Annotated in this window: 19 protein-coding genes and 1 tRNA gene; 8 read left to right on the forward strand and 12 right to left on the reverse strand. The window is 62.2% G+C overall.

The features are described from left to right. Positions 1-2 precede the first annotated feature (2 nt). From F6X59_RS12760 to F6X59_RS12785, 7 genes are all read right to left on the reverse strand, one after another. Positions 3-77: transfer RNA gene (locus tag F6X59_RS12760), tRNA-Gln, on the reverse strand. Positions 78-97: 20 nt separating this feature from the next. Then, positions 98-958, reverse strand: coding sequence for a 4-(cytidine 5'-diphospho)-2-C-methyl-D-erythritol kinase (gene ispE, locus F6X59_RS12765; protein WP_152956537.1), 861 nt, complete (start codon positions 956-958; stop codon positions 98-100). Between the two features lie 4 nt (positions 959-962). Then, on the reverse strand, positions 963-1,580 hold the full coding sequence (lolB, locus tag F6X59_RS12770) for a lipoprotein insertase outer membrane protein LolB (protein WP_152956538.1): 618 nt from the start codon (positions 1,578-1,580) through the stop codon (positions 963-965). A gap of 4 nt (positions 1,581-1,584) precedes the next feature. Next, positions 1,585-3,297: a tetratricopeptide repeat protein gene (locus F6X59_RS12775; RefSeq protein WP_152956539.1), complete on the reverse strand. Its 1,713-nt coding sequence runs from the start codon at positions 3,295-3,297 to the stop codon at positions 1,585-1,587. 694 nt (positions 3,298-3,991) lie between these two features. After that, complete coding sequence (locus tag F6X59_RS28505) at positions 3,992-4,372, reverse strand: hypothetical protein (protein ID WP_218572250.1); 381 nt, start codon at positions 4,370-4,372, stop codon at positions 3,992-3,994. Next, positions 4,369-5,343 carry a hypothetical protein gene (locus F6X59_RS12780; RefSeq protein WP_152956540.1) on the reverse strand — a complete coding sequence of 325 codons (975 nt, stop codon included), beginning with the start codon at positions 5,341-5,343 and terminating at the stop codon, positions 4,369-4,371. The genes F6X59_RS28505 and F6X59_RS12780 overlap by 4 nt, the downstream gene beginning before the upstream one ends. An 11-nt stretch (positions 5,344-5,354) precedes the next feature. Beyond that, positions 5,355-5,843, reverse strand: coding sequence for a type VI secretion system tube protein Hcp (locus F6X59_RS12785; RefSeq protein WP_152956541.1), 489 nt, complete (start codon positions 5,841-5,843; stop codon positions 5,355-5,357). A 442-nt stretch (positions 5,844-6,285) separates the two neighbouring features. On the opposite strand from F6X59_RS12785, the gene hemA reads away from it, so the two are divergent. The 6 genes from hemA (at position 6,286) to F6X59_RS12815 (ending at position 11,636) form a co-directional block, all read left to right on the forward strand. After that, positions 6,286-7,563 carry a glutamyl-tRNA reductase gene (gene hemA, locus F6X59_RS12790; RefSeq protein WP_152956542.1) on the forward strand — a complete coding sequence of 426 codons (1,278 nt, stop codon included), beginning with the start codon at positions 6,286-6,288 and terminating at the stop codon, positions 7,561-7,563. Then, a complete protein-coding gene (prfA, locus tag F6X59_RS12795; protein WP_027918306.1) occupies positions 7,560-8,642 on the forward strand; it encodes a peptide chain release factor 1 in 1,083 nt (360 codons plus the stop codon). Before hemA ends, prfA begins: the two co-directional genes overlap by 4 nt. Then, the gene (gene prmC / locus F6X59_RS12800) at positions 8,642-9,472 is read left to right on the forward strand and encodes a peptide chain release factor N(5)-glutamine methyltransferase (protein ID WP_152956543.1); all 831 of its coding nucleotides are present in this window, start codon (positions 8,642-8,644) and stop codon (positions 9,470-9,472) included. Before prfA ends, prmC begins: the two co-directional genes overlap by 1 nt. Next, complete coding sequence (locus F6X59_RS12805) at positions 9,466-10,221, forward strand: molybdopterin-synthase adenylyltransferase MoeB (protein ID WP_152956544.1); 756 nt, start codon at positions 9,466-9,468, stop codon at positions 10,219-10,221. Before prmC ends, F6X59_RS12805 begins: the two co-directional genes overlap by 7 nt. Beyond that, positions 10,214-11,011 carry a glutamate racemase gene (murI, locus tag F6X59_RS12810; protein WP_152956545.1) on the forward strand — a complete coding sequence of 266 codons (798 nt, stop codon included), beginning with the start codon at positions 10,214-10,216 and terminating at the stop codon, positions 11,009-11,011. The genes F6X59_RS12805 and murI overlap by 8 nt, the downstream gene beginning before the upstream one ends. Before the next feature lie 106 nt (positions 11,012-11,117). Then, positions 11,118-11,636 carry an acyloxyacyl hydrolase gene (locus F6X59_RS12815; protein ID WP_152956546.1) on the forward strand — a complete coding sequence of 173 codons (519 nt, stop codon included), beginning with the start codon at positions 11,118-11,120 and terminating at the stop codon, positions 11,634-11,636. Between the two features lie 64 nt (positions 11,637-11,700). Here the strand turns inward: F6X59_RS12815 and F6X59_RS12820 are convergent, their stop codons facing one another. The 5 genes from F6X59_RS12820 to F6X59_RS12840 all read right to left on the reverse strand — a co-directional run bounded on the left by F6X59_RS12820 (position 11,701) and on the right by F6X59_RS12840 (position 16,781). Next, positions 11,701-12,399 (reverse strand): SDR family oxidoreductase, encoded by a 699-nt coding sequence (locus F6X59_RS12820; RefSeq protein WP_152956547.1) that lies wholly within the window; start codon positions 12,397-12,399, stop codon positions 11,701-11,703. Continuing rightward, complete coding sequence (gene phrB / locus F6X59_RS12825) at positions 12,396-13,838, reverse strand: deoxyribodipyrimidine photo-lyase (RefSeq protein ID WP_152956548.1); 1,443 nt, start codon at positions 13,836-13,838, stop codon at positions 12,396-12,398. Before phrB ends, F6X59_RS12820 begins: the two co-directional genes overlap by 4 nt. Beyond that, positions 13,829-14,728: a MerR family transcriptional regulator gene (locus F6X59_RS12830; protein ID WP_152956549.1), complete on the reverse strand. Its 900-nt coding sequence runs from the start codon at positions 14,726-14,728 to the stop codon at positions 13,829-13,831. Before F6X59_RS12830 ends, phrB begins: the two co-directional genes overlap by 10 nt. After that, positions 14,718-15,686 (reverse strand): DUF523 and DUF1722 domain-containing protein, encoded by a 969-nt coding sequence (locus tag F6X59_RS12835; RefSeq protein WP_152956550.1) that lies wholly within the window; start codon positions 15,684-15,686, stop codon positions 14,718-14,720. Before F6X59_RS12835 ends, F6X59_RS12830 begins: the two co-directional genes overlap by 11 nt. 108 nt (positions 15,687-15,794) lie before the next feature. After that, on the reverse strand, positions 15,795-16,781 hold the full coding sequence (locus F6X59_RS12840) for an NAD(P)/FAD-dependent oxidoreductase (RefSeq protein ID WP_110638420.1): 987 nt from the start codon (positions 16,779-16,781) through the stop codon (positions 15,795-15,797). 187 nt (positions 16,782-16,968) lie between these two features. On the opposite strand from F6X59_RS12840, the gene F6X59_RS12845 reads away from it, so the two are divergent. Both F6X59_RS12845 and hemH read left to right on the forward strand, forming a co-directional pair. Further along, positions 16,969-17,874, forward strand: a complete 906-nt coding sequence (locus tag F6X59_RS12845) for a TIGR01777 family oxidoreductase (protein ID WP_152956551.1) — start codon at positions 16,969-16,971, stop codon at positions 17,872-17,874. 13 nt (positions 17,875-17,887) lie between these two features. After that, on the forward strand, positions 17,888-18,901 hold the full coding sequence (gene hemH / locus F6X59_RS12850; protein ID WP_152956552.1) for a ferrochelatase: 1,014 nt from the start codon (positions 17,888-17,890) through the stop codon (positions 18,899-18,901). The last annotated feature ends 22 nt before the right edge of the window (positions 18,902-18,923 follow it).

Consider the following 18,923-nt stretch of genomic DNA (forward strand, 5'->3'; position numbering starts at 1 on the left):
AATGGCAGGGGCGGCTGGATTCGAACCAACGCATGGCAGGATCAAAACCTGCTGCCTTACCGCTTGGCGACGCCCCTGTATCTGTTGCTGCGAACGCTTATGCGCTCGACTTCTTGACCAGACTTTGCAGCTTGCGATGCAACATCGAAATATTGCTTCCTTTCGCCACAAACCCTGTTTGGGTCGCTGAAAGAAGGGCCAGAACTTTATCAGCTTCGGCTTTGCTTGGGAAGGCCCCAAACACACAACTTCCAGTGCCGGTAAGTCGAGCCTCTGTGAATTTCCCCAGTGAATTCAGCGCGTTGCGAACTTCTGGGTAACTCTGCTCTACCACCGGTTGGCAGTCATTTCGACTGTTTCCCTTGGGAACGGGGCGCATCTTAAGGGGGAGGGAATCACGTGTCAACTGTGGATGTGAAAAAATTTCTACTGTGCTGACAGATACTTGCGGCACCAGTACGACATACCACGGCTCTTCGGGGTCGACCGGAGTCAGTTGCTCGCCAACGCCCTGGGCAAAAGCGGCATGGCCACGGACGAACACCGGTACGTCGGCGCCCAGGCTCAGGCCCAGCGCGGCCAGGCGGTCTTCGTCCCAGTCCAGCTGCCACAGGTGTGCCAGCGCCAGCAGCGTGGTCGCCGCATCCGAGCTGCCACCGCCGATGCCGCCGCCCATGGGCAGCACCTTGGTCAGCCAGATGTCGGCGCCCAGGCGGGTGCCGGATTGCTCCTGCAATTTACGCGCGGCGCGCACGATCAGGTTGCTGTCGTGGGGCACGGCTTCGATTTCGGTATTCAGGCGGATCACGCCGTCTTCGCGCACGGCGAAGCTCAACTCGTCGCCATGGTCGAGAAACTGGAACACGGTTTCCAGCTCGTGGTAGCCATCGGGGCGGCGACCGATGATGTGCAGCCACAGGTTGAGCTTGGCCGGGGCGGGCAGGGTAAGCGTATGCATACGATCAGTGCCCCAGCTGGCGTGGCTGCCAGTCCTTGACCACCAGCGTCACGTCGAGGTCTTTGCCATGCAGCTTCATGCGCTCGGGCAGCCAGTAACCGTTCTGCTCGGTGTAGCTCAGGTACTGCACCTGCCAGCCATCCTGGTCGAGGCTGGCCAGGCGGCTGTCGCCATCCAGGGTCAGCTTGCTCTTGCTGTCGGGGGCGGGCAGGCCGCGAACCCACCAGACCAGGTGCGAGACCGGCAGCTGCCAGCCAAGCTGTTCTGCCAGCAGGGCTTCGGGGCTGGTGGCTTCATAGCGGCCCTGGTTGGCCACTTCCAGTACCACGCCACCAGGGCGGCCGGTCAGGCGAGCCGCGCCGCGGCCGAGCGGGCCGGCCAGGCGGATGTCGTAGTAGTCCTGGCGTTGCAGCCAGAACAGCGTGCCGCTGCCGGAGTCGCGCGGGGCGCGGATGCCGACCTTGCCGTTGATCTGCCAGCCATCGAGGCTGCTCAACTGCTCTTTATGGGCGCGCCACTGCTGTGGGTCGCCGTGGCCCTGCAGGGCCTCGCGGCTCCCGAAGCCGGCACAGCCGGCCAGCAGGGCGATCAGGGTGAAGGTGATGCAATGGCGCAGAAACATGGCGTTAAAGAGTCTCGGATCCGGTCAGGCGCAGGATGGTCTTGCGCAGGATGGGGCTGTCGGCCTGGGCTTCGAAGCCCTTGGCCCAGACCTGGCGGGCTTCGCGGCGCTTGCCGTTGGCCCACAGCACTTCGCCCAGATGGGCGGCCACTTCGTGGTCGGGGAAGCGGGCAAAGGCCTGGCGCAGGTAGGTTTCAGCCTCGTCGAGGTGGCCCAGGCGGTAGTTGATCCAGCCCATGCTGTCGAGCACGGCCGGGTCGTCCGGGGTCAGCTGGTGGGCTTTGTCGATCAGTGCCTTGGCTTCGTCGTAGCGGGAGGTGCGGTCGGCCAGGGTGTAGCCGAGGGCGTTCAGCGCCATGGCGTTGTCTGGCTCGCGGGCGATGATGGCGCGCAGGTCTTTTTCCATCAGCGGCAGGTCATCGCGTTTTTCGGCGAGCATGGCGCGGGTATAAAGCAGGTTGAGGTCGTCCGGGTAGCGGTTGAGGGCTTGCTGCAGCACCTGGTCGGCCTGGGCGTCCTTGTTGTTGTTGCTGTAGCTTTCCGATTCGATCAGGTACAGCTGCACGGCGTAGTCTGGCTGCGCCTCGCGGGCCTCGGCGAGCAGGCGCGAAGCCTCGGTGCCGCGGCCGTTGGCGATGAGGATGTCGGCCTGGCGCAGTTGCGCCGGCAGGTAGTCCGGGCCGTTGCCGACCAGGGCGTATTCGCGCAGGGCGCCGGCCGGGTCGTGGCGCTCCTCGGCGATGCGGCCCAGGTTGAGGTGGGCGGCGTCGACGTTGCTGTCGCGCTCGATCAGCTCGCGCAGGTAGACCTCGGCTTCCTCCCAGTCCTTCATCTCCAGGCACACCAGGGCCAGGGAGTAACGCGATTCGTCGTCATCCGGGTACTGCTGGACCAGGCTGAGGAATTCGGCCTTGGCGTCGGCCATGCGGTCCTGTTCGACCAGGGTACGCGCGTAGGTCAGGCGCAGGCGCTTGTCGTCCGGGTTGTCCCGGATCGCCCCGCGCAGCAACGGCAGCGCTTCCGGGCCGCGGTCCAGGGCCTGGAGCAGGCGGGCGCGCAACAGGATCGGGGCGATTTCGCCATTCTGTGCCGGGTGCGCTTCGAGTAGGTCGAGGGCTTCCTGGGACTTGCCGTCCTGGTTAAGCAGCAGCGCCTTGCCGAACACCAGTTGGCTGTTGTTCGGGTATTTGACCAGCAGGCGGTCGAAGCTCTGCATCAGGCCGTCGCGGGTGCTCTGGTCGGTTTCGGCGGCGGACAGGGCGAGGAAGTCGAAGTGGGTGTCACCCTGGCCCTGCAGCACCTTCTCCATATAGGTCATGGAGTCGTCGTAGCGGCCGGCGCGGGCCAGCTGGATGGCAGCGGCACGTTGAGCGTCGAGGTTCTCCGGGTCGTTCTTGGCCCAGATCAGCGCGTTGTCCAAGGCCGGCTCGTCGGCGCCCAGGTATTCGGCAATCCGGTAGGCGCGTTCGGAGACGCCTGGGTCCTGGGTCTTCTCGGCCTGGTCGGTGTAGTTGGCCAGGGCGATGTCGAAGCGGTTGCGCTGGCCGGCCAGCTCGGCCACGAGCAGGCTATAAAGGGTGTCTTGCGTGAACGACCCATACACCACGGGCTTCTTCGCCTCGGCCTCGGCGGCGGGGGGCTCGGCCTTTTGCGGGGCCAGGCTCTGGCAGCCCTGGAGCAGGGCGAAGGCAAGCAGCAATGCGTAGGGTCTGTTCATAGAGAGGCTTAAAAAGACTAACCGGCGGTCGGAGCATGATGACACAAGCGCGGGGGCAAACCCACCTGCGAAGGTCGTGGTTTACAGCATGGTGGTGCAAGCGTCGGACAACGGTGTGGGGCGATAGGTTCGGCGGTATAGATCGCCCCGTTGATTCGGTTATTGAGTTGGAAACAGGAAGTGGGAAAGCACGAGCGCTGATAGCAGCGTCAGATGCAAAGTCAGCAGACAAAGAAGAATGCATCGATGCTTTGCGGGGAAAGCCTTGACCTCCTCCGCGTTAGCGAGCCCTCGCCATATGAACAATTTGGGGATTGCCAATACTACCGATATGGAGCCAGTGCGTATTAACTTTCCTGGTAGCCCAGCGTGCTTGTAGATGTTTCTGTTGTCTATGATGTACTTGCAGTTTGGTAGAAGCGACTCAAAAAACTCGGTGTGCTTATGAGCAACGTAGCATTGTGCTAAGAGTATGAGTGGAATGGGGATGATTATTAAAGCTCCTATTATCCTCGGTTCCATGGTGGCGTTCATTTCCACTTGCAAGGATCTTGGTTTACCGCTTGGGCGTGCTGACAGGGGCGGCGGAGTGAGGTCAAGGTTCGGTACCCTTCGTACCTTGGTTTTGTCATTGTTCTCTGAACCTGTATGCGATGTTGAAGAACAGATAAGTGGATGGGTTAGTAATGATTCTCTACTGTGGGTCGAGGTATTTCACAATGCTGCCGAGTATTATCAGTGAAAGGGTTGATGTTAAGAGGTAGTACCAAAAGAATAATAGTATTTGTCTCGTCCTGCGTGGGAAGTTTTTTATATCACTGGGGTTTGCCAGTTTTCGGCGGATGTAGAAGATTGGAGTTGATAACATGCCGGCTATCATGCAGAGTCGTATTGCCTTTCCAGGTAATCCTGCGTGTGAGTAAATGGCAGTATTGCCTTTGACGAAGTCGCAATTATTTAAGAGTAATTCTATTTCTTCAATTTTTTTATGGGCTATGTAGGTCAGTGCGAAAGTGTTGATCAGCAGTGAGGTTATTGTGAGTAGACCTGCTATTGCCCATAGTGGGTTTGTCATTTCTCCAATGCCTCATATAGAAACTCGCCTGTCTTTTTTCCCAGAATTTTTCCGAGCTCGCCACCTATCATTCCTCCTGCTGCTCCTCCAATAACACCGCAAGAAAACGCTCCAACGCCGCCTGTTGGTACGCCAATAGCAAGACATAATTGGGCAAGCGCGTAGCCGCCTAGCGCTGCTCCGCCGGTCGAGCCGCCAAGGCTGCCGGCCAAAGAAGTACTTTCAATATAACTTGCTTCTCTGCAGGCGTCTTCGCGTCCCAATGTGCATGCTCTTTGAATTTCCAGGCCGGTAGCTGCAACTTCTAGTGCAATGCCTATGTAGGTCCCTTTTTTTACTAGGTTGGCAGCTTTGGCAACCCCGGCAACCTTATTCGCATATCCCGCAACTTCCCCTGTATGCAAATAGCTTTTGGTAGAAAGGCCAAGCGTTTTCTTGATTGACCCTTTGTTTCGCAAGCTAGCACCAAGCGCCGCTATTTTGCTCAACTGCCCATCCAGCTTGGCGAACAGCGCCGCACGTCTGGCATAGAATTGTTCGTGAGCCCTGAGCGTTCCTGAACTCATGTGCCCCTGATACAGCTTTTCAATTTCCAGCAACGTGTCGTGGATGGCCTTCAGGTGCCTGCTCCAACCATCGCTGACCACGCCTGCGCCCACGGATGCATGGGCAAGCAGGCTTTTCAGCAACTCGAAATTATCCAGAAAAAACTCATCGGCACCTTGCCCGCTGCGCATCAGTCCCATATGCGCTTGGGCAGCCTTCGCCATCAGATACGCCTCCTGGCTGGTACACGAGGGCGTGGACCAATCACCAACAATGACCAGCTCGCCGCTCCTGACCACATTGTTGTAGATGTGAGCATTCAGAACGTCGAACTTGCTTGCCGAATGCCCGCCAAGCGCAAGGTCTGCCTTGAGTGTGTGGTAGTTCTGCATTTTGGGGTTGATGAACGCGCGGGCTTCGGTCATGGGGAGGCTCCTTACGCGTATTTCTTGTTGCCGATGCGGTCCCACCCGCCAGCAATGTTGCCGCCGCCGGAGCCGTCGATGCGTTTCTGCTGGGTATAGGTGGTCTTGATTCGGCCGTAATCGAGTTGTACTACCTCGACCGGCACACCGTCGGCCGCGCTCTGTGTGTAATCGGCAATGATCACTTCTTCGAGAATGACCTCGTAATACTTGAGCTTGTCACCGCCCGCGCGACACAGTGCGAGTTTCACTTCCTTGAGATGTAAGCCTGCACAACTGGCTTCCATGAGTTTGCAGCTGGCACTGTCGAGCAACTTGGTGAATCTGAAGTTGCTGACGGCGGTGCGGCCCGAGGTGGCGCCTCCGGCGGAACTTGCAGTGGCTGAGGTACTTTGGCTGACGCCAAAATCGTAGCCAGTGACTTCAATCCATTTGTTGTATTTTTCATCCAGGGCTTCACCTGGGATTTCGTCGATTTGTATATATGCGTCAAATGCCATGCTTACCTCTCCTTGGCAATCAGTCGGAATGAATGACTGGCTGGGAACTTGGCCCAGTGATTGGCAAGGCTAGGCAGCAATATCGGGGAAGGCAACAGAGGGACATCTATTTGGGAAATGGACTACAAGATTGTGGATAACTTCGGTCTGAATGTGTCGAGAAGTTTCATTGACAGGTGTTTTTTGTAGGAATTATTACCCGTCGGCTGTGCAGTCGCTCGGGGTGAGCAGCCTGGTGAGGGGCATGAGAAATTGGCTTTGCCAGCTCCGGCCTCTTCGCGGGCATGCCCGCTCCCAACGGTTTCGTGCTTGCCTCGCCCGTGGAGAGGGCCTCACCGGGGCCGGTCCGGTCGGGCCTATCACGACAATAGCGAACGGTGGTTGTTCTAAAACCTGCGAAAGAGGACAATTATCGGCTTCTCGTCACAACCAGCGACCTTGCATGGCCTTTCTTGCACTTGGTATCAACCATAAGACTGCCTCGGTAGACGTACGCGAGCGCGTGGCGTTTACCCCCGAGCAGCTGGTAGACGCCCTGCAGCAGCTCTGCCGACTGACCGCCAGCCGTGAGGCGGCGATCCTGTCGACCTGCAACCGTAGCGAGCTTTATATAGAGCAGGACCACCTGTCCGCCGACGCCGTTCTGCGATGGCTGGCCGAGTATCACCGGCTGAGCCTGGACGAACTGCGCGCCAGCGCCTACGTCCACGAAGAGCACGACGCGGTGAAGCACATGATGCGGGTGGCCTCCGGGCTCGACTCGCTGGTGCTCGGCGAACCGCAGATCCTCGGCCAGATGAAGTCTGCCTATGCGGTGGCGCGCGAGGCCGGCACCATCGGCCCGCTGCTCGGGCGCCTGTTCCAGGCCACCTTCAGCGCCGCCAAGCAGGTGCGCACCGATACCGCGATCGGCGAGAACCCGGTTTCCGTGGCGTTCGCCGCGGTCAGCCTGGCCAAGCAGATCTTCAGCGACCTGGGCCGCAGCCAGGCCCTGCTGATCGGCGCGGGCGAAACCATCACCCTGGTCGCCCGCCATCTGCATGAACAAGGTGTGCGCCGTATCGTCGTCGCCAACCGTACCCTGGAGCGGGCGAGCATTCTTGCCGAGCAGTTCGGTGCCCATGCCGTGCTGCTGGCCGACATCCCGCAGGAACTGGCCAACAGCGATATCGTCATCAGTTCCACCGCCAGCCAGCTGCCGATCCTCGGCAAGGGCGCGGTGGAAAGCGCGCTGAAGCAGCGCCGGCACAAGCCGATCTTCATGGTCGACATCGCCGTGCCGCGCGACATCGAGCCGCAAGTGGGCGAACTCGACGACGTCTACCTGTACACCGTCGATGACCTGCATGAAGTGGTCGCGGAAAACCTCAAGAGCCGCCAGGGCGCAGCCCAGGCGGCCGAAGAGCTGGTTTCGGTGGGCGCCGAAGACTTCATGCTGCGCCTGCGCGAACTGGCTGCTGTCGATGTGCTGCGCGCCTACCGCCAGCAAAGCGAGCGCCTGCGTGACGAAGAACTGCAAAAGGCCCAGCGCCTGCTGGCCAATGGCGGCAACCCCGAAGATGTACTGGCGCAACTGGCCCGGGGCCTGACCAACAAACTCCTGCATGCCCCAAGCGTGCAGCTGAAAAAGCTCTCGGCCGAGGGCCGCCTCGATGCGCTGGCCATGGCCCAGGAACTCTTTGCCCTCAACGAGGGCTCGACGGACAAATCCCCGCAATGAAAGCGTCGCTGCTGAACAAACTGGAGATTCTCCAGGACCGCTTCGAGGAACTCACCGCGCTGCTGGGTGACGCCGAAGTCATATCCGACCAGACCCGCTTCCGCGCCTATTCCCGCGAATATGCCGAAGTCGAGCCGGTGTACGCCGCCTATAAAGAGTGGCGCAAGGTGCAGGACGACCTCGAAGGCGCCCAGGCGCTGCTCAAGGACGCCGACCCCGACCTGCGCGAGATGGCCGTCGAAGAAGTACGCGAAGCCAAGGAACAGCTGGTCGAGCTGGAATCCAACCTGCAGCGCATGCTGCTGCCCAAGGACCCCAACGATGGCCGTAACGTGTTCCTCGAGATCCGTGCCGGCACGGGCGGTGACGAGGCGGCGATCTTCTCTGGCGACCTGTTCCGCATGTACTCGCGCTACGCCGAGAAGCGCGGCTGGCGCTTGGAAATCCTCTCCGAGAACGAGGGCGAGCACGGCGGCTACAAAGAGATCATTGCCCGTGTCGAAGGCGACAACGTGTACGGCAAGCTCAAGTTCGAGTCCGGCGCGCACCGTGTTCAGCGTGTGCCGGAAACCGAATCCCAGGGCCGTATCCACACCTCGGCCTGCACCGTGGCCGTGCTGCCCGAGCCCGACGAGCAAGCGGCAATCGAGATCAACCCGGCCGACCTGCGCGTCGACACCTACCGCGCCTCGGGCGCCGGTGGTCAGCACGTGAACAAGACCGACTCGGCGATCCGCATCACCCACTTGCCCACCGGCATCGTGGTCGAGTGCCAGGAAGAGCGTTCGCAGCACAAGAACCGCGCCCGCGCCATGTCCTGGTTGTCGGCCAAGCTCAACGACATGCAGACCAGCGCCGCGCAGAACGCCATCGCCAGCGAGCGCAAGCTGCTGGTCGGCTCCGGTGACCGCTCCGAACGTATCCGTACCTACAATTATCCACAGGGGCGGGTGACCGATCACCGCATCAACCTGACCCTGTACTCGCTCGACGACATCCTTGCCGGTGGCGTGGAGGCCGTGATCGAACCGTTGCTGGCCGAATACCAGGCCGACCAACTGGCTGCCCTGGGGGACTGATGACCATCATTGCCAGCCTCCTGCGCAACGCGCAGTTGCCAGACTCGCCCAGCGAACGCCTGGACGCCGAACTGCTGCTCGCCGCTGCCATTGGCAAGTCGCGCAGCTTCCTGCACACCTGGCCCGAGCGCATCGTCAGCAGCGAAGATGCCGAGACCTACGCGAGCTACCTGCAGCGCCGCCGTGCCGGCGAGCCGGTGGCCTACATCCTGGGGCAGCAGGGCTTCTGGAAGCTTGATCTGGAAGTGGCGCCGCATACGCTGATTCCGCGCCCGGATACCGAACTGCTGGTCGAAACTGCGTTGCAGCTGCAGCCCGCATCGCCAGCCAAAGTCCTCGACCTGGGCACCGGCACGGGTGCCATCGCCCTGGCCCTGGCCAGCGACTGCCCGGCCTGGCAGGTGACAGCCGTTGACCGCGTCGAAGAGGCCGTGGCCCTGGCCGAGCGCAATCGCCAGCGCCTGGGCCTGGGCAACGTCCAGGTGCTGGCCAGCCACTGGTTTGGCAGCCTGACCGGGCAGCGTTTCGACCTGATTCTCAGCAACCCGCCGTACATCCGCGCCGAAGACCCGCACCTGGTCGAAGGCGACGTGCGTTTCGAGCCCAGCAGTGCGCTGGTGGCCGGGGCCGATGGCCTCGATGACCTGCGGGTGATTGTCGCGCAGGCGCCTGAACACCTGGTGCCAGGTGGCTGGCTGCTGCTCGAGCACGGTTACGACCAGGCGGCGGACGTGCGTGCCCTGCTGAGCGCGCAAGGCTTCACCGAGGTGGCCAGCCGCAACGACCTGGGCGGCCATGAGCGTATTTCATTGGGGCGCCTGCCATGCTGAGCGATCAGGAACTGTTGCGTTACAGCCGGCAGATCCTGCTGGCCCAGGTAGACATCGACGGCCAGCTGCGGCTCAAGCACAGCAAGGCATTGATCGTCGGCCTCGGTGGCCTCGGCTCGCCAGTGGCGCTGTACCTGGCGGCCGCAGGCGTAGGTGAGCTGCACCTGGCCGACTTCGACACCGTCGACCTGACCAACCTGCAACGCCAGGTCATCCATGACAGCGACAGTGTCGGCATGAGCAAGGTAGATTCGGCGCTGCAGCGGCTGCAGGCGATAAACCCCGAGATCACCTTGGTCGCCCACCGCCATGCACTGGACGAAGACTCCCTGGCGGCGGCGGTTGCCGCGGTCGACCTGGTGCTGGACTGCTCCGACAACTTCGCTACCCGCGAGGCGGTCAATGCGGCCTGTTTCGCGGCTGGCAAACCGCTGGTGAGTGGCGCGGCGATCCGCCTGGAAGGGCAGTTGTCAGTGTTCGACCCGCGCCGTGACTCCAGCCCTTGCTACCACTGCCTGTACGGCCACGGCAGCGAAGACGAGCTGACCTGCAGCGAAGCCGGCGTGATCGGCCCGCTGGTGGGCCTGGTGGGTAGCCTGCAGGCGCTGGAGGCGATGAAGCTGCTGGCCGGCTTTGGCGAACCGTTGATAGGCCGCCTGCTGTTGATCGATGCCCTCGGCACGCGCCTGCGTGAACTGCGGGTCAAGCGTGACCCGGCCTGTGCCGTGTGTGGCAAGCGCGATGGCTGAGCGTTCGGCGCCGGTCGGCGTGATGGACTCGGGGGTTGGCGGTTTGTCGGTACTCGCCGAGATCCAGCGCCTGTTGCCCAACGAGTCGCTGCTCTATGTGGGCGATTGCGGTCATGTGCCCTATGGCGAGAAGTCCCCGGACTACATCCGCCAGCGCTGCCGGCGCATCGCCGAGTTCTTCCAGGCACAAGGTGCCAAGGCAATGGTCCTGGCCTGCAATACCGCGACTGTGGCTGCGGTTGCCGACCTGCGCGAGTTGTACCCCGACTGGCCCTTGGTTGGCATGGAGCCGGCGGTCAAGCCCGCCGCTGCCGCCACCCGCTCGGGCGTGGTCGGTGTGCTGGCCACCACGGGCACCTTGCAGAGTGCCAAGTTTGCGGCCTTGCTCGACCGTTTCGCCAACGACGTGCAAGTGATCACCCAGCCTTGCCCAGGGCTGGTCGAGTTGATCGAAGCCGGTGACCTCGGCAGCCCGCAGTTGCGCCAGTTGCTGCAGGGTTATGTGCAGCCGCTGCTGGCCGCGGGCTGCGACACGCTGATCCTCGGCTGCACCCATTACCCGTTCCTGCGTCCGCTGCTGGCAGAGAGGGTGCCTGCCGATGTGGCCATCATCGATACCGGTGCCGCCGTGGCGCGCCAACTGCAACGCCTGCTGGCCGAGCGCAACCTGCTGGCCGATGGGCCAGCAGCCGACGCGGCATTCTGGACCAGCGCCGAACCGCAGTCCCTGAGAAAAATCCTGCCAGTGCTGTGGCATAAGTCGGGCAGTGTGCAAAGCTTTCAGTTGTAAAAAAAACGTGAAATACAGCTGAACTATCGTTGCATCGCCGATTTCTACCGATTTGCCTGATAGAAGGCGAAGACTAATAACAGCATCAGGAATAAGGAAGTTTCCCATGAAGAAACTGCTCGGTTTGGCGGCAGTTGCCGCTTTTACCCTAGGGCACGTGATGGCAGCGCAAGCGGCCGATGTATCGTTTTCGGTGGGGCAGACCGGTGATTCCACCATGGTTTACCGACTGGGCCTGCAGTCCAACTGGGATGCGAGCTGGTGGCAGTCCAGCGTCGGCCGGCTGACTGGCTATTGGGACGGCGCCTATACCTACTGGGAGGGTGATGAGACCTCGAGTAACCACAGCCTGTCGTTTGCGCCGGTGTTCGTCTATGAGTTCGCCGGCGATTCGGTGAAGCCCTATATCGAAGCGGGGATTGGTGTGGCGGCGTTTGCCAATACCGAGGTCGAGAGCAACAAGCTAGGCTCGGCGTTCCAGTTCGAAGACCGGATTGGTTTCGGCCTGCGTTTTGCCGGTGGGCATGAGATCGGGGTGAGGGCGATTCACTATTCCAATGCCGGCCTCCAGACCCCGAACGACGGTGTCGAGAGCTACAGCCTGCATTACCGCATGGCCCTCTGATGATTCCTGTACCGGCCTGTTCGCGGGCTTGCCCGCGAACAGGCCGGGCCTGAAATCGCCTGTCTCAACGAGGCAATGGCCATAAGCTGGTGATATCCAGTACTTCCAGCACCAACTCCGGTTCGCGCAACGCCAAGCGAGACAGCAGTTCATCCGCAGCACTCTGCGGCGTCCAGGCATCCGGAACAGCCTGCACGGAAGTCACCGGCGTCTTCAGCGACTGCGGTGCCACCACGGTCAGGTCAATCCCCTGGTCCTTCAACGCCTGGCGCTGCTCACGCGCCCACTGCGGCACATTGTTCCAGCCCGCCGACACTTGCGTCGGCGAGTAGAGCTGCAAGGCCGAATAACGGTTGAAAATCGCCATGACCTGCGGCTGATGCCCCTGTGCCAACAACGGTTGCGCGCTGGTCAGGCAATGCTCGCCAGCCAGTTGGTTGTCATTGACGATGGCCTCGAACACATCGCTGTCGGCCACGCCATTGGCCAGGTAGTCACTGGTCCCGGCGTTGATGATCAGCACGTCCAGCGAGCACCAGGCATGGCATATCTGCTCTGCCGCGTTGGCGGCCTTGCCTTCTTCATGCAATTGCCAAGGCAGGCTCAACAGCCGGCTACCATGGCGCACGGCCAAGGCCTGCAGCGCCTCGCTGCCCTTGCCACTTGCGGCAACCCGATGCCCTTGTTCGAGCAATCGCTCCACCAGGGCCAGACCCAGTCCGTTGCTGGCCCCCGTAACCCAGAAACTACGCGAGTTGTTCAAGATATTGCCCTCTGATCCTGCCGGCGTGGTAGCCCCTTGAAGGCTTCCAATGCACGCTGGCGACTGCTGCCGAGATCGACAATTGGACTGTGGTAGGAATTATTAGCGAAAAGATCCGCAGACTTCACGGGTTGGTGGATGGACGTTTCATCCAGCCCCCGCAATTCGGGTAGCCAGTGGCGGATGAAGCGACCTTCGGGGTCGAACCGCTGCGACTGGGAAACCGGGTTGAAGATACGGAAATAGGGTACTGCGTCGGTGCCGGTGGAGGCACTCCACTGCCAGCCACCATTGTTGGCGGCCAGATCACCGTCTATCAGATGGCGCATGAAATGGCGTTCGCCCAGGCGCCAGTCGATCAGCAGGTTCTTGCTGAGGAACATGGCGACGATCATGCGCAGGCGGTTGTGCATCCAACCGGTGTGCAGCAGTTGGCGCATGGCTGCGTCGATGATGGGGAACCCGGTACGTCCCTCCTGCCAGGCCTTGAAGTCGTCAGGCGCATTACGCCAAGGCAGGGCTTCGGTCTGGGCGCGGAAGGCACGATGCCTGGAGACCTGTGGATAACCCGTCAGGATGTGTTTGTAGAACTCGCGCCAGAGCAGCTCGTTGATCCACGTCTGGACGCCGCTGCTGCCACTGTCGAACTCGCCGCGGTTGTGGGCGAGGGCGGCATGCAGGCATTGGCGGGGCGAAATCACGCCTGCGGCCAGGTAGGCTGAAAGCTGGCTGGTGCCAGGCTTGGCCGGGAGGTCGCGCAGATGCCCATAGTCCTCGACCGTTTCATCGATAAAGCGGGCAAGCCGCGCCTGCGCTTCGTCTTCGCCAGCGGGCCAGTGTTCGCTCAGTGCGCGGGCAGGTTTGTCGAAGCCCTCGATATGCTGCGGGATCGGGTCGCTGCTGATATCCAGAGGCTGCTGGCGTTTCACCCGCCGGGCCAGTGATGGCAGGCTGCGGTGCAGGTGTTCCAGGCAGACCTTCTTGAACTGGGAGAACACCTGGAAGTAGTCGCCGCTGCGGGTCAGGATAGTGCCCGGGCGGAAGAACAGTTGGTCGAGGTAGCTGTGGGCGCGGACACCGGAATCCTCCAGCAGCTTGCGTGTGGCCGCATCGCGACGCGTTTCGTTGATGCCGTATTCATCGTTCCAGTGCACTGCCTTGATGTTGTGCTGGCGGCAGACTTCGAGCAGGGCGGCCGGTGCCTGGTCCCAGGTGTCGATGTTGCGCACCAGCAGCGGGATGTTCAGCTGGTCCAGCCCCTGGCGCAGCTGGCGCAGGTTGCGCAGCCAGAAGTCGACCTTGCAGGCAGCGTCGTCGTGGGCCTGCCATTGGCCGGGGCTGGCCAGCCACAAGGCCACGGTCGGCCCGCGTTCGCAGGCGACGCTGAGGGCAGAGTTGTCATCGATGCGCAGGTCACTGCGCAGCCAGATCAGTTGCATGGGGCACTCGTCTCTACAGGCCGGCGGGCATTGCCTTGCAGCACACGCAATGCCGCCTGCGGGGTATCGAACAGGAAAAGGTCGGGCAGATCGAAAGCGTGCAGCTGGGCCTGGTGCAAGGCGAGGGTGGCGCCGCCCAGCAGCTTGGTCCCGGCGATGCCCTGCAAGGTGCGCAGCAAGGTGTTGGCATCGATACGGGGGCCAAGGTGCATCAGAACTGCCCGTGGTTGCAGGGTGACCACGGCGCGTTGCAGCTGCGCGCCACCCACGGGTTGCTCAAAGACTTCCACGGGGATGCCGTTGCTGCTCAGCAGCCAGGCGCATAGCCACAGGCTGGCGTCGAACGGGCGCTCGCTGTCTTCGCAGAGCAGCACGGCGGGCCCCTGCAACGATTGATTGTCGTGGTACACCCGTGCCCCTAGCTTGCTGCGCAGCCAGGTATGGAAAAACACCTGTTCAAGGCGCGCGTTGAAGTGGCTGCGCCAGCGCATGGCGAGGGATTCCAGTAGCGGCAGCAGCAACTGTTCACACAGCGTCACGGCGGGGTACAAGGCCATTACCTGGTTCAGTTGCTGGTCGAGGCTGCGTTGGGAAAGGTGGGCAATGGCTTCGATCAACTGCAGCTGGCGCGGTTGCCAGTCGCCCATCGGTGCACGCTCTACCGGCTGGTCGAGCAGCTCTCGAACCTGACCGACCGAAGCACCGCGTTCAAGCCAGCTGAGAATCGCTTGCACCCGCTCGAGTTGGTCTTGCCCATACAAACGATGCCCTTTGGCGGTGCGTTGCGGCTTGAGCAGGCCATAGCGGCGCTCCCAGGCGCGCAAGGTGACTGGGTTGACGCCGGTGCGCCGGGCCAGTTCGCCAATCGGCACGAGCGTTTCAGACAGCATTGCGCAGTCCCAGGCTGGCAGGGTGCGGCTGCAGGTAGGTCTGCTGCTGCAGATAAGGATCAGGATGCTTGCGCAAGTGATGCTTGAGCAGCGTCAGTGGCACCACCAGCGGTACCTCGCCTTGCTGGTACTGGCCGATGATGTGCTGCAGTTCGGCTTTGTCCTGTTGGGTCAGCGAGTCCTTGAAGTAGCCGCTCAGGTGCTGCAAGACATTGCAATGGGTGCCCCGGCTGGCGCAACGCCGCAGGGCCTGCATCAGCTGGCTGAAATAGCGAGGCCCGATCTGTTCGGGGTCATCCTCACGGCTCATGCTGCCCAGCAGGCGGCCGAGCTGGCGATAGGCCTGGGGGTTGTTCGCCATCAGCAGGTACTTGTAGCGTGAATGGAAGCGCACCAGGGCGCCTCGGCTCAACCCTTGCGCCAGCAACTGTTGCCAGTCGGCGTAGGCATAGACGCGGCTGATGAAGTTTTCGCGCAGCACGGGATCGTGCAGGCGTCCTTCTTCCTCCACCGGCAGGTCCGGGCGACGGGCACAGAAGGCGGCGGCGTAGGCGCCTGTGCCACCTTGCGGCGCAGCATGACCGTTGTCCTGATAGACCTTGACCCGCTCCAGGCCGCAGGAAGGGGACTTCTGCATGAAGATGTAGCCACAGATGTCATCGAGCTCATTGGCCATCTGCTCGCCATAGTTGCGCAATGGGCCGGTCAAGTCTGTGCCTGGGTTGCGTGTGCCGACCACGCTAGGCTGCGCGGGGTTACCGACCAGGCGAATCGGGTCGCGTGGTACGCCCAGGCCGATGGCGACCTCAGGGCATACCGGTAACCAATCGAAATGCGCTTGCAGTTGTTCACGGCATAGATCGGAAGCCTTGTGCCCGCCGTTGTAACGCACGCTATGGCCGGTCAGGCAGGCGCTGATGGCGATGCGGGGCTTATGTGCGGGGGCAGGTTCGTGCATGGCGGTCTCCAGAAAACTTGTACAAGGAAGTGAGCTCGTACAAGTTCATTCCAGCACAACCAGAAACTTATGCAAACTAGTATTTTTGTATAGTTTTGCCGAATGATGTTATTCGAGGTGCTCCAGCAGCCGTCGCGCGGCTTCCTGGCCACTGAGCCAGGCACCTTCGACGCGGCCTGACAGGCACCAGTCGCCGCAGGCATACAAACCTTGGTCGGCATCGGCCAGTGCGCCCCATTCGTGATTGCTGGTCGGCCGCGCATAGAGCCAGCGATGGGCCAGGGCGAAGCTCGGAGCCGGTACCACGCAGCCGACCAGTTCGGCGAATTCCCCCCACAAATGTTCGATCACTTCTTCCTTGGCCAGGTCGATGTGCTGCTTGCTCCAGTCGGAGGTGGCGTGCAGCACCCAGGTATCGAGGTGTTCTTCGCGGCCGGGTTTGCTGCGGTTGCGGGCCAGCCAGTCGAGCGCGCTGTCCTGCACGAAGCAGCCTTGCATTGGTGTATCCAGCGGTGTCTGGAAGGCCAGGGCGACGGCCCAGGTCGGCTCCATCTGCACACCGGCCGCCACGGCGGCGAGCTTGGGCGTAGCGGCCAGCAATTGGGTGGCCTGCGGCGCGGGCACGGCGATCACCACGCGGCTGAACGGGCCATGGCTGCAGCCTTCAGTGTCCTGCAGGTGCCAGAATTGCTTGCCGCGGAATACTTCGGCGATACGGCAACCGAAGTTCACCGTGACGTCCTTGAGCAGGCCGCGGGTGATGGCGCTCATGCGTGGCACGCCGACCCAGCGGGTCTGTTCGTCGGGGGAGGGGGTGAGTTCGCCATCACGGTAGTTGTACAGCTGCGGCTTCCACTGCTCGGCCCAGCCGGCGGCGACCCACTGTTGCACCTGCTCGACGAAGCGCCGGTCGCGGGCGGTGAAATACTGCGCGCCCAGGTCAAGCGCGCCAGCTTCGCTGCGCTTGCTGGCCATGCGCCCACCGCTGCCGTGGCCTTTATCGAACAAGTGGACGGACTGCCCGGCCTTTTGCAGCGCCTGGGCGGCGGACAGGCCGGCGATACCGGCACCGATGATGGCAATAGGTACTGTCATGATGGCCTCTTCGAACCTTGCTGTAGGCAGACTACGCTGTCAGGTAAACCTGTACAATACAAAATCTTTGTATAAGGTTATTCCGCTTCATAGGCATGTTGGCCTATGGTTATCCGAGAGCGATGGGTCTGGAAAAGTGCCTTGTTTTTAAAAATAGACCATGGGCGCACGCTGCGAGGACACAGCCATGCATATATTGCTGACAGGTGGTACCGGGTTGATCGGCCAGCACCTTTGCCAGTACTGGCTCGGCAAGGGGTATCGTCTGACCGTGTGGAGCCGACGCCCTGAACAAGTGCCGCGATTGTGTGGCAGCGGGGTGCGCGGCATTGGCCGGCTGGACGATCTGGGCGCCGATGAACAGGTGGACGCGGTAGTCAACCTGGCCGGTGCGCCGATCGCCGATCGGCCTTGGTCGGCGGCACGCCGCAACCTGCTGTGGGCCAGCCGCATCACCCTCACCGAGCAATTGCTGGCCTGGCTGGGCAGCCGTGAACAGCGCCCGGAGGTGTTGATCTCAGGTTCCGCCGTGGGCTGGTACGGCGATGGCGGCGAGCGCGAACTGACCGAAGCCTCGCCGCCAGTTCGCGAAGACTTCGCCAGCCAGCTGTGCATTGCCTGGGAAGAAACCGCCCAGCGCGCGCAGCAGCTTGGCATGCGCGTGGTACTGGTGCGCACCGGGCTGGTACTGGCCAGTGACGGCGGCTTCTTGTCGCGCCTGCGCCTGCCATTCAAGCTGGGCCTGGGCGGGCCGTTGGGTGATGGCCGGCAGTGGATGCCGTGGGTGCACATCGACGACCAGATCGCCCTGATTGATTTTCTCTTGCAGCACAAGGATGCCAGCGGTCCTTATAATGCCTGCGCGCCAGAGCCGGTACGCAACCGCGATTTCGCCAAGGCGCTGGGGCGTGCGCTGCATCGGCCTGCGTTCATACCGATGCCCGGCTTGCTGCTCAAGGCCGGCCTCGGCGAGCTCTCGACCTTGCTGCTGGGCGGCCAGCGAGCGCGCCCGGTGCGCTTGCTGGCGGCAGGCTTCACCTTCCGTTTCAACGATCTGCAATCGGCGCTGGGCAACTTGTCCAGCCGCCTCTGACATAGGACGCTGCATGACCGATCACGCTCTGCTGCTGGTCAACCTGGGTTCGCCGGCCTCCACCTCGGTGGCCGATGTGCGCCGCTACCTCAACCAGTTCCTCATGGACCCCTATGTGATCGACCTGCCCTGGCCGGTGCGACGCCTGCTGGTGTCGTTGATCCTGGTCAAGCGCCCGGAGCAGTCGGCGCACGCCTATGCCTCGATCTGGTGGGATGAAGGCTCGCCGCTGGTGGTACTGACGCGGCGCCTGCAGGCGGCGATGGTCGAGCACTGGCCACATGGGCCGGTGGAAGTCGCCATGCGCTACGGTGAGCCGGCGTTGCCTGAGGTACTGACGCGTCTGGCTGCGCAGGGTGTGCGCAAGGTGACCCTGGCGCCGCTTTATCCACAGTTCGCCGATAGCACGGTGACCACGGTGGTGGAACAGGCAAAGCAGACGCTGGCCGAACGCCAGTTGCCGTTGCAGCTGCGCGTGCTGCAGCCGTTCTATGACCATCCTGATTACATTGATGCGCTGGTCGCCAGTGCCCGCCCTTACCTTGAGCAGGATTTCGACCATCTGTTGCTGAGTTTCCATGGCTTGCCGGAGCGGCACCTGAAGAAGCTGTACCCGGCCGGCAAGCATGATCTGCGCGCAGCCGACTGCTGCCGCGATGCCAGTGCCGAGGTGCGTGCCGTTTGTTACCGCGGACAGTGCCTGGCCACGGCCAAGGCCTTTGCGGCGAAGATGGGCATCCCGGATGGCAAGTGGTCGGTGTCGTTCCAGTCGCGGTTGGGGCGTGACAAGTGGATCGAACCCTACACCGAGACGCGCCTGGACGAGCTGGCCAAGGCCGGGGCGAAGAAGCTGCTGGTGATGTGCCCGGCGTTCGTTGCCGATTGCATCGAGACGCTGGAAGAGATCGGCATGCGCGGCGCCGAGCAGTTTGTCGAGGCGGGCGGCAACGAGTTGGTGCTGGTGCCGTGCCTGAATGATCACCCGGATTGGGTGAGGGTGTTGGCGGGGATGTGCGAAAAGGTCTGAATTGAGGGGGCCGCCATGCGGC

Source organism: Pseudomonas sp. MN1F (assembly GCF_009391885.1).
GTDB lineage: Bacteria > Pseudomonadota > Gammaproteobacteria > Pseudomonadales > Pseudomonadaceae > Aquipseudomonas.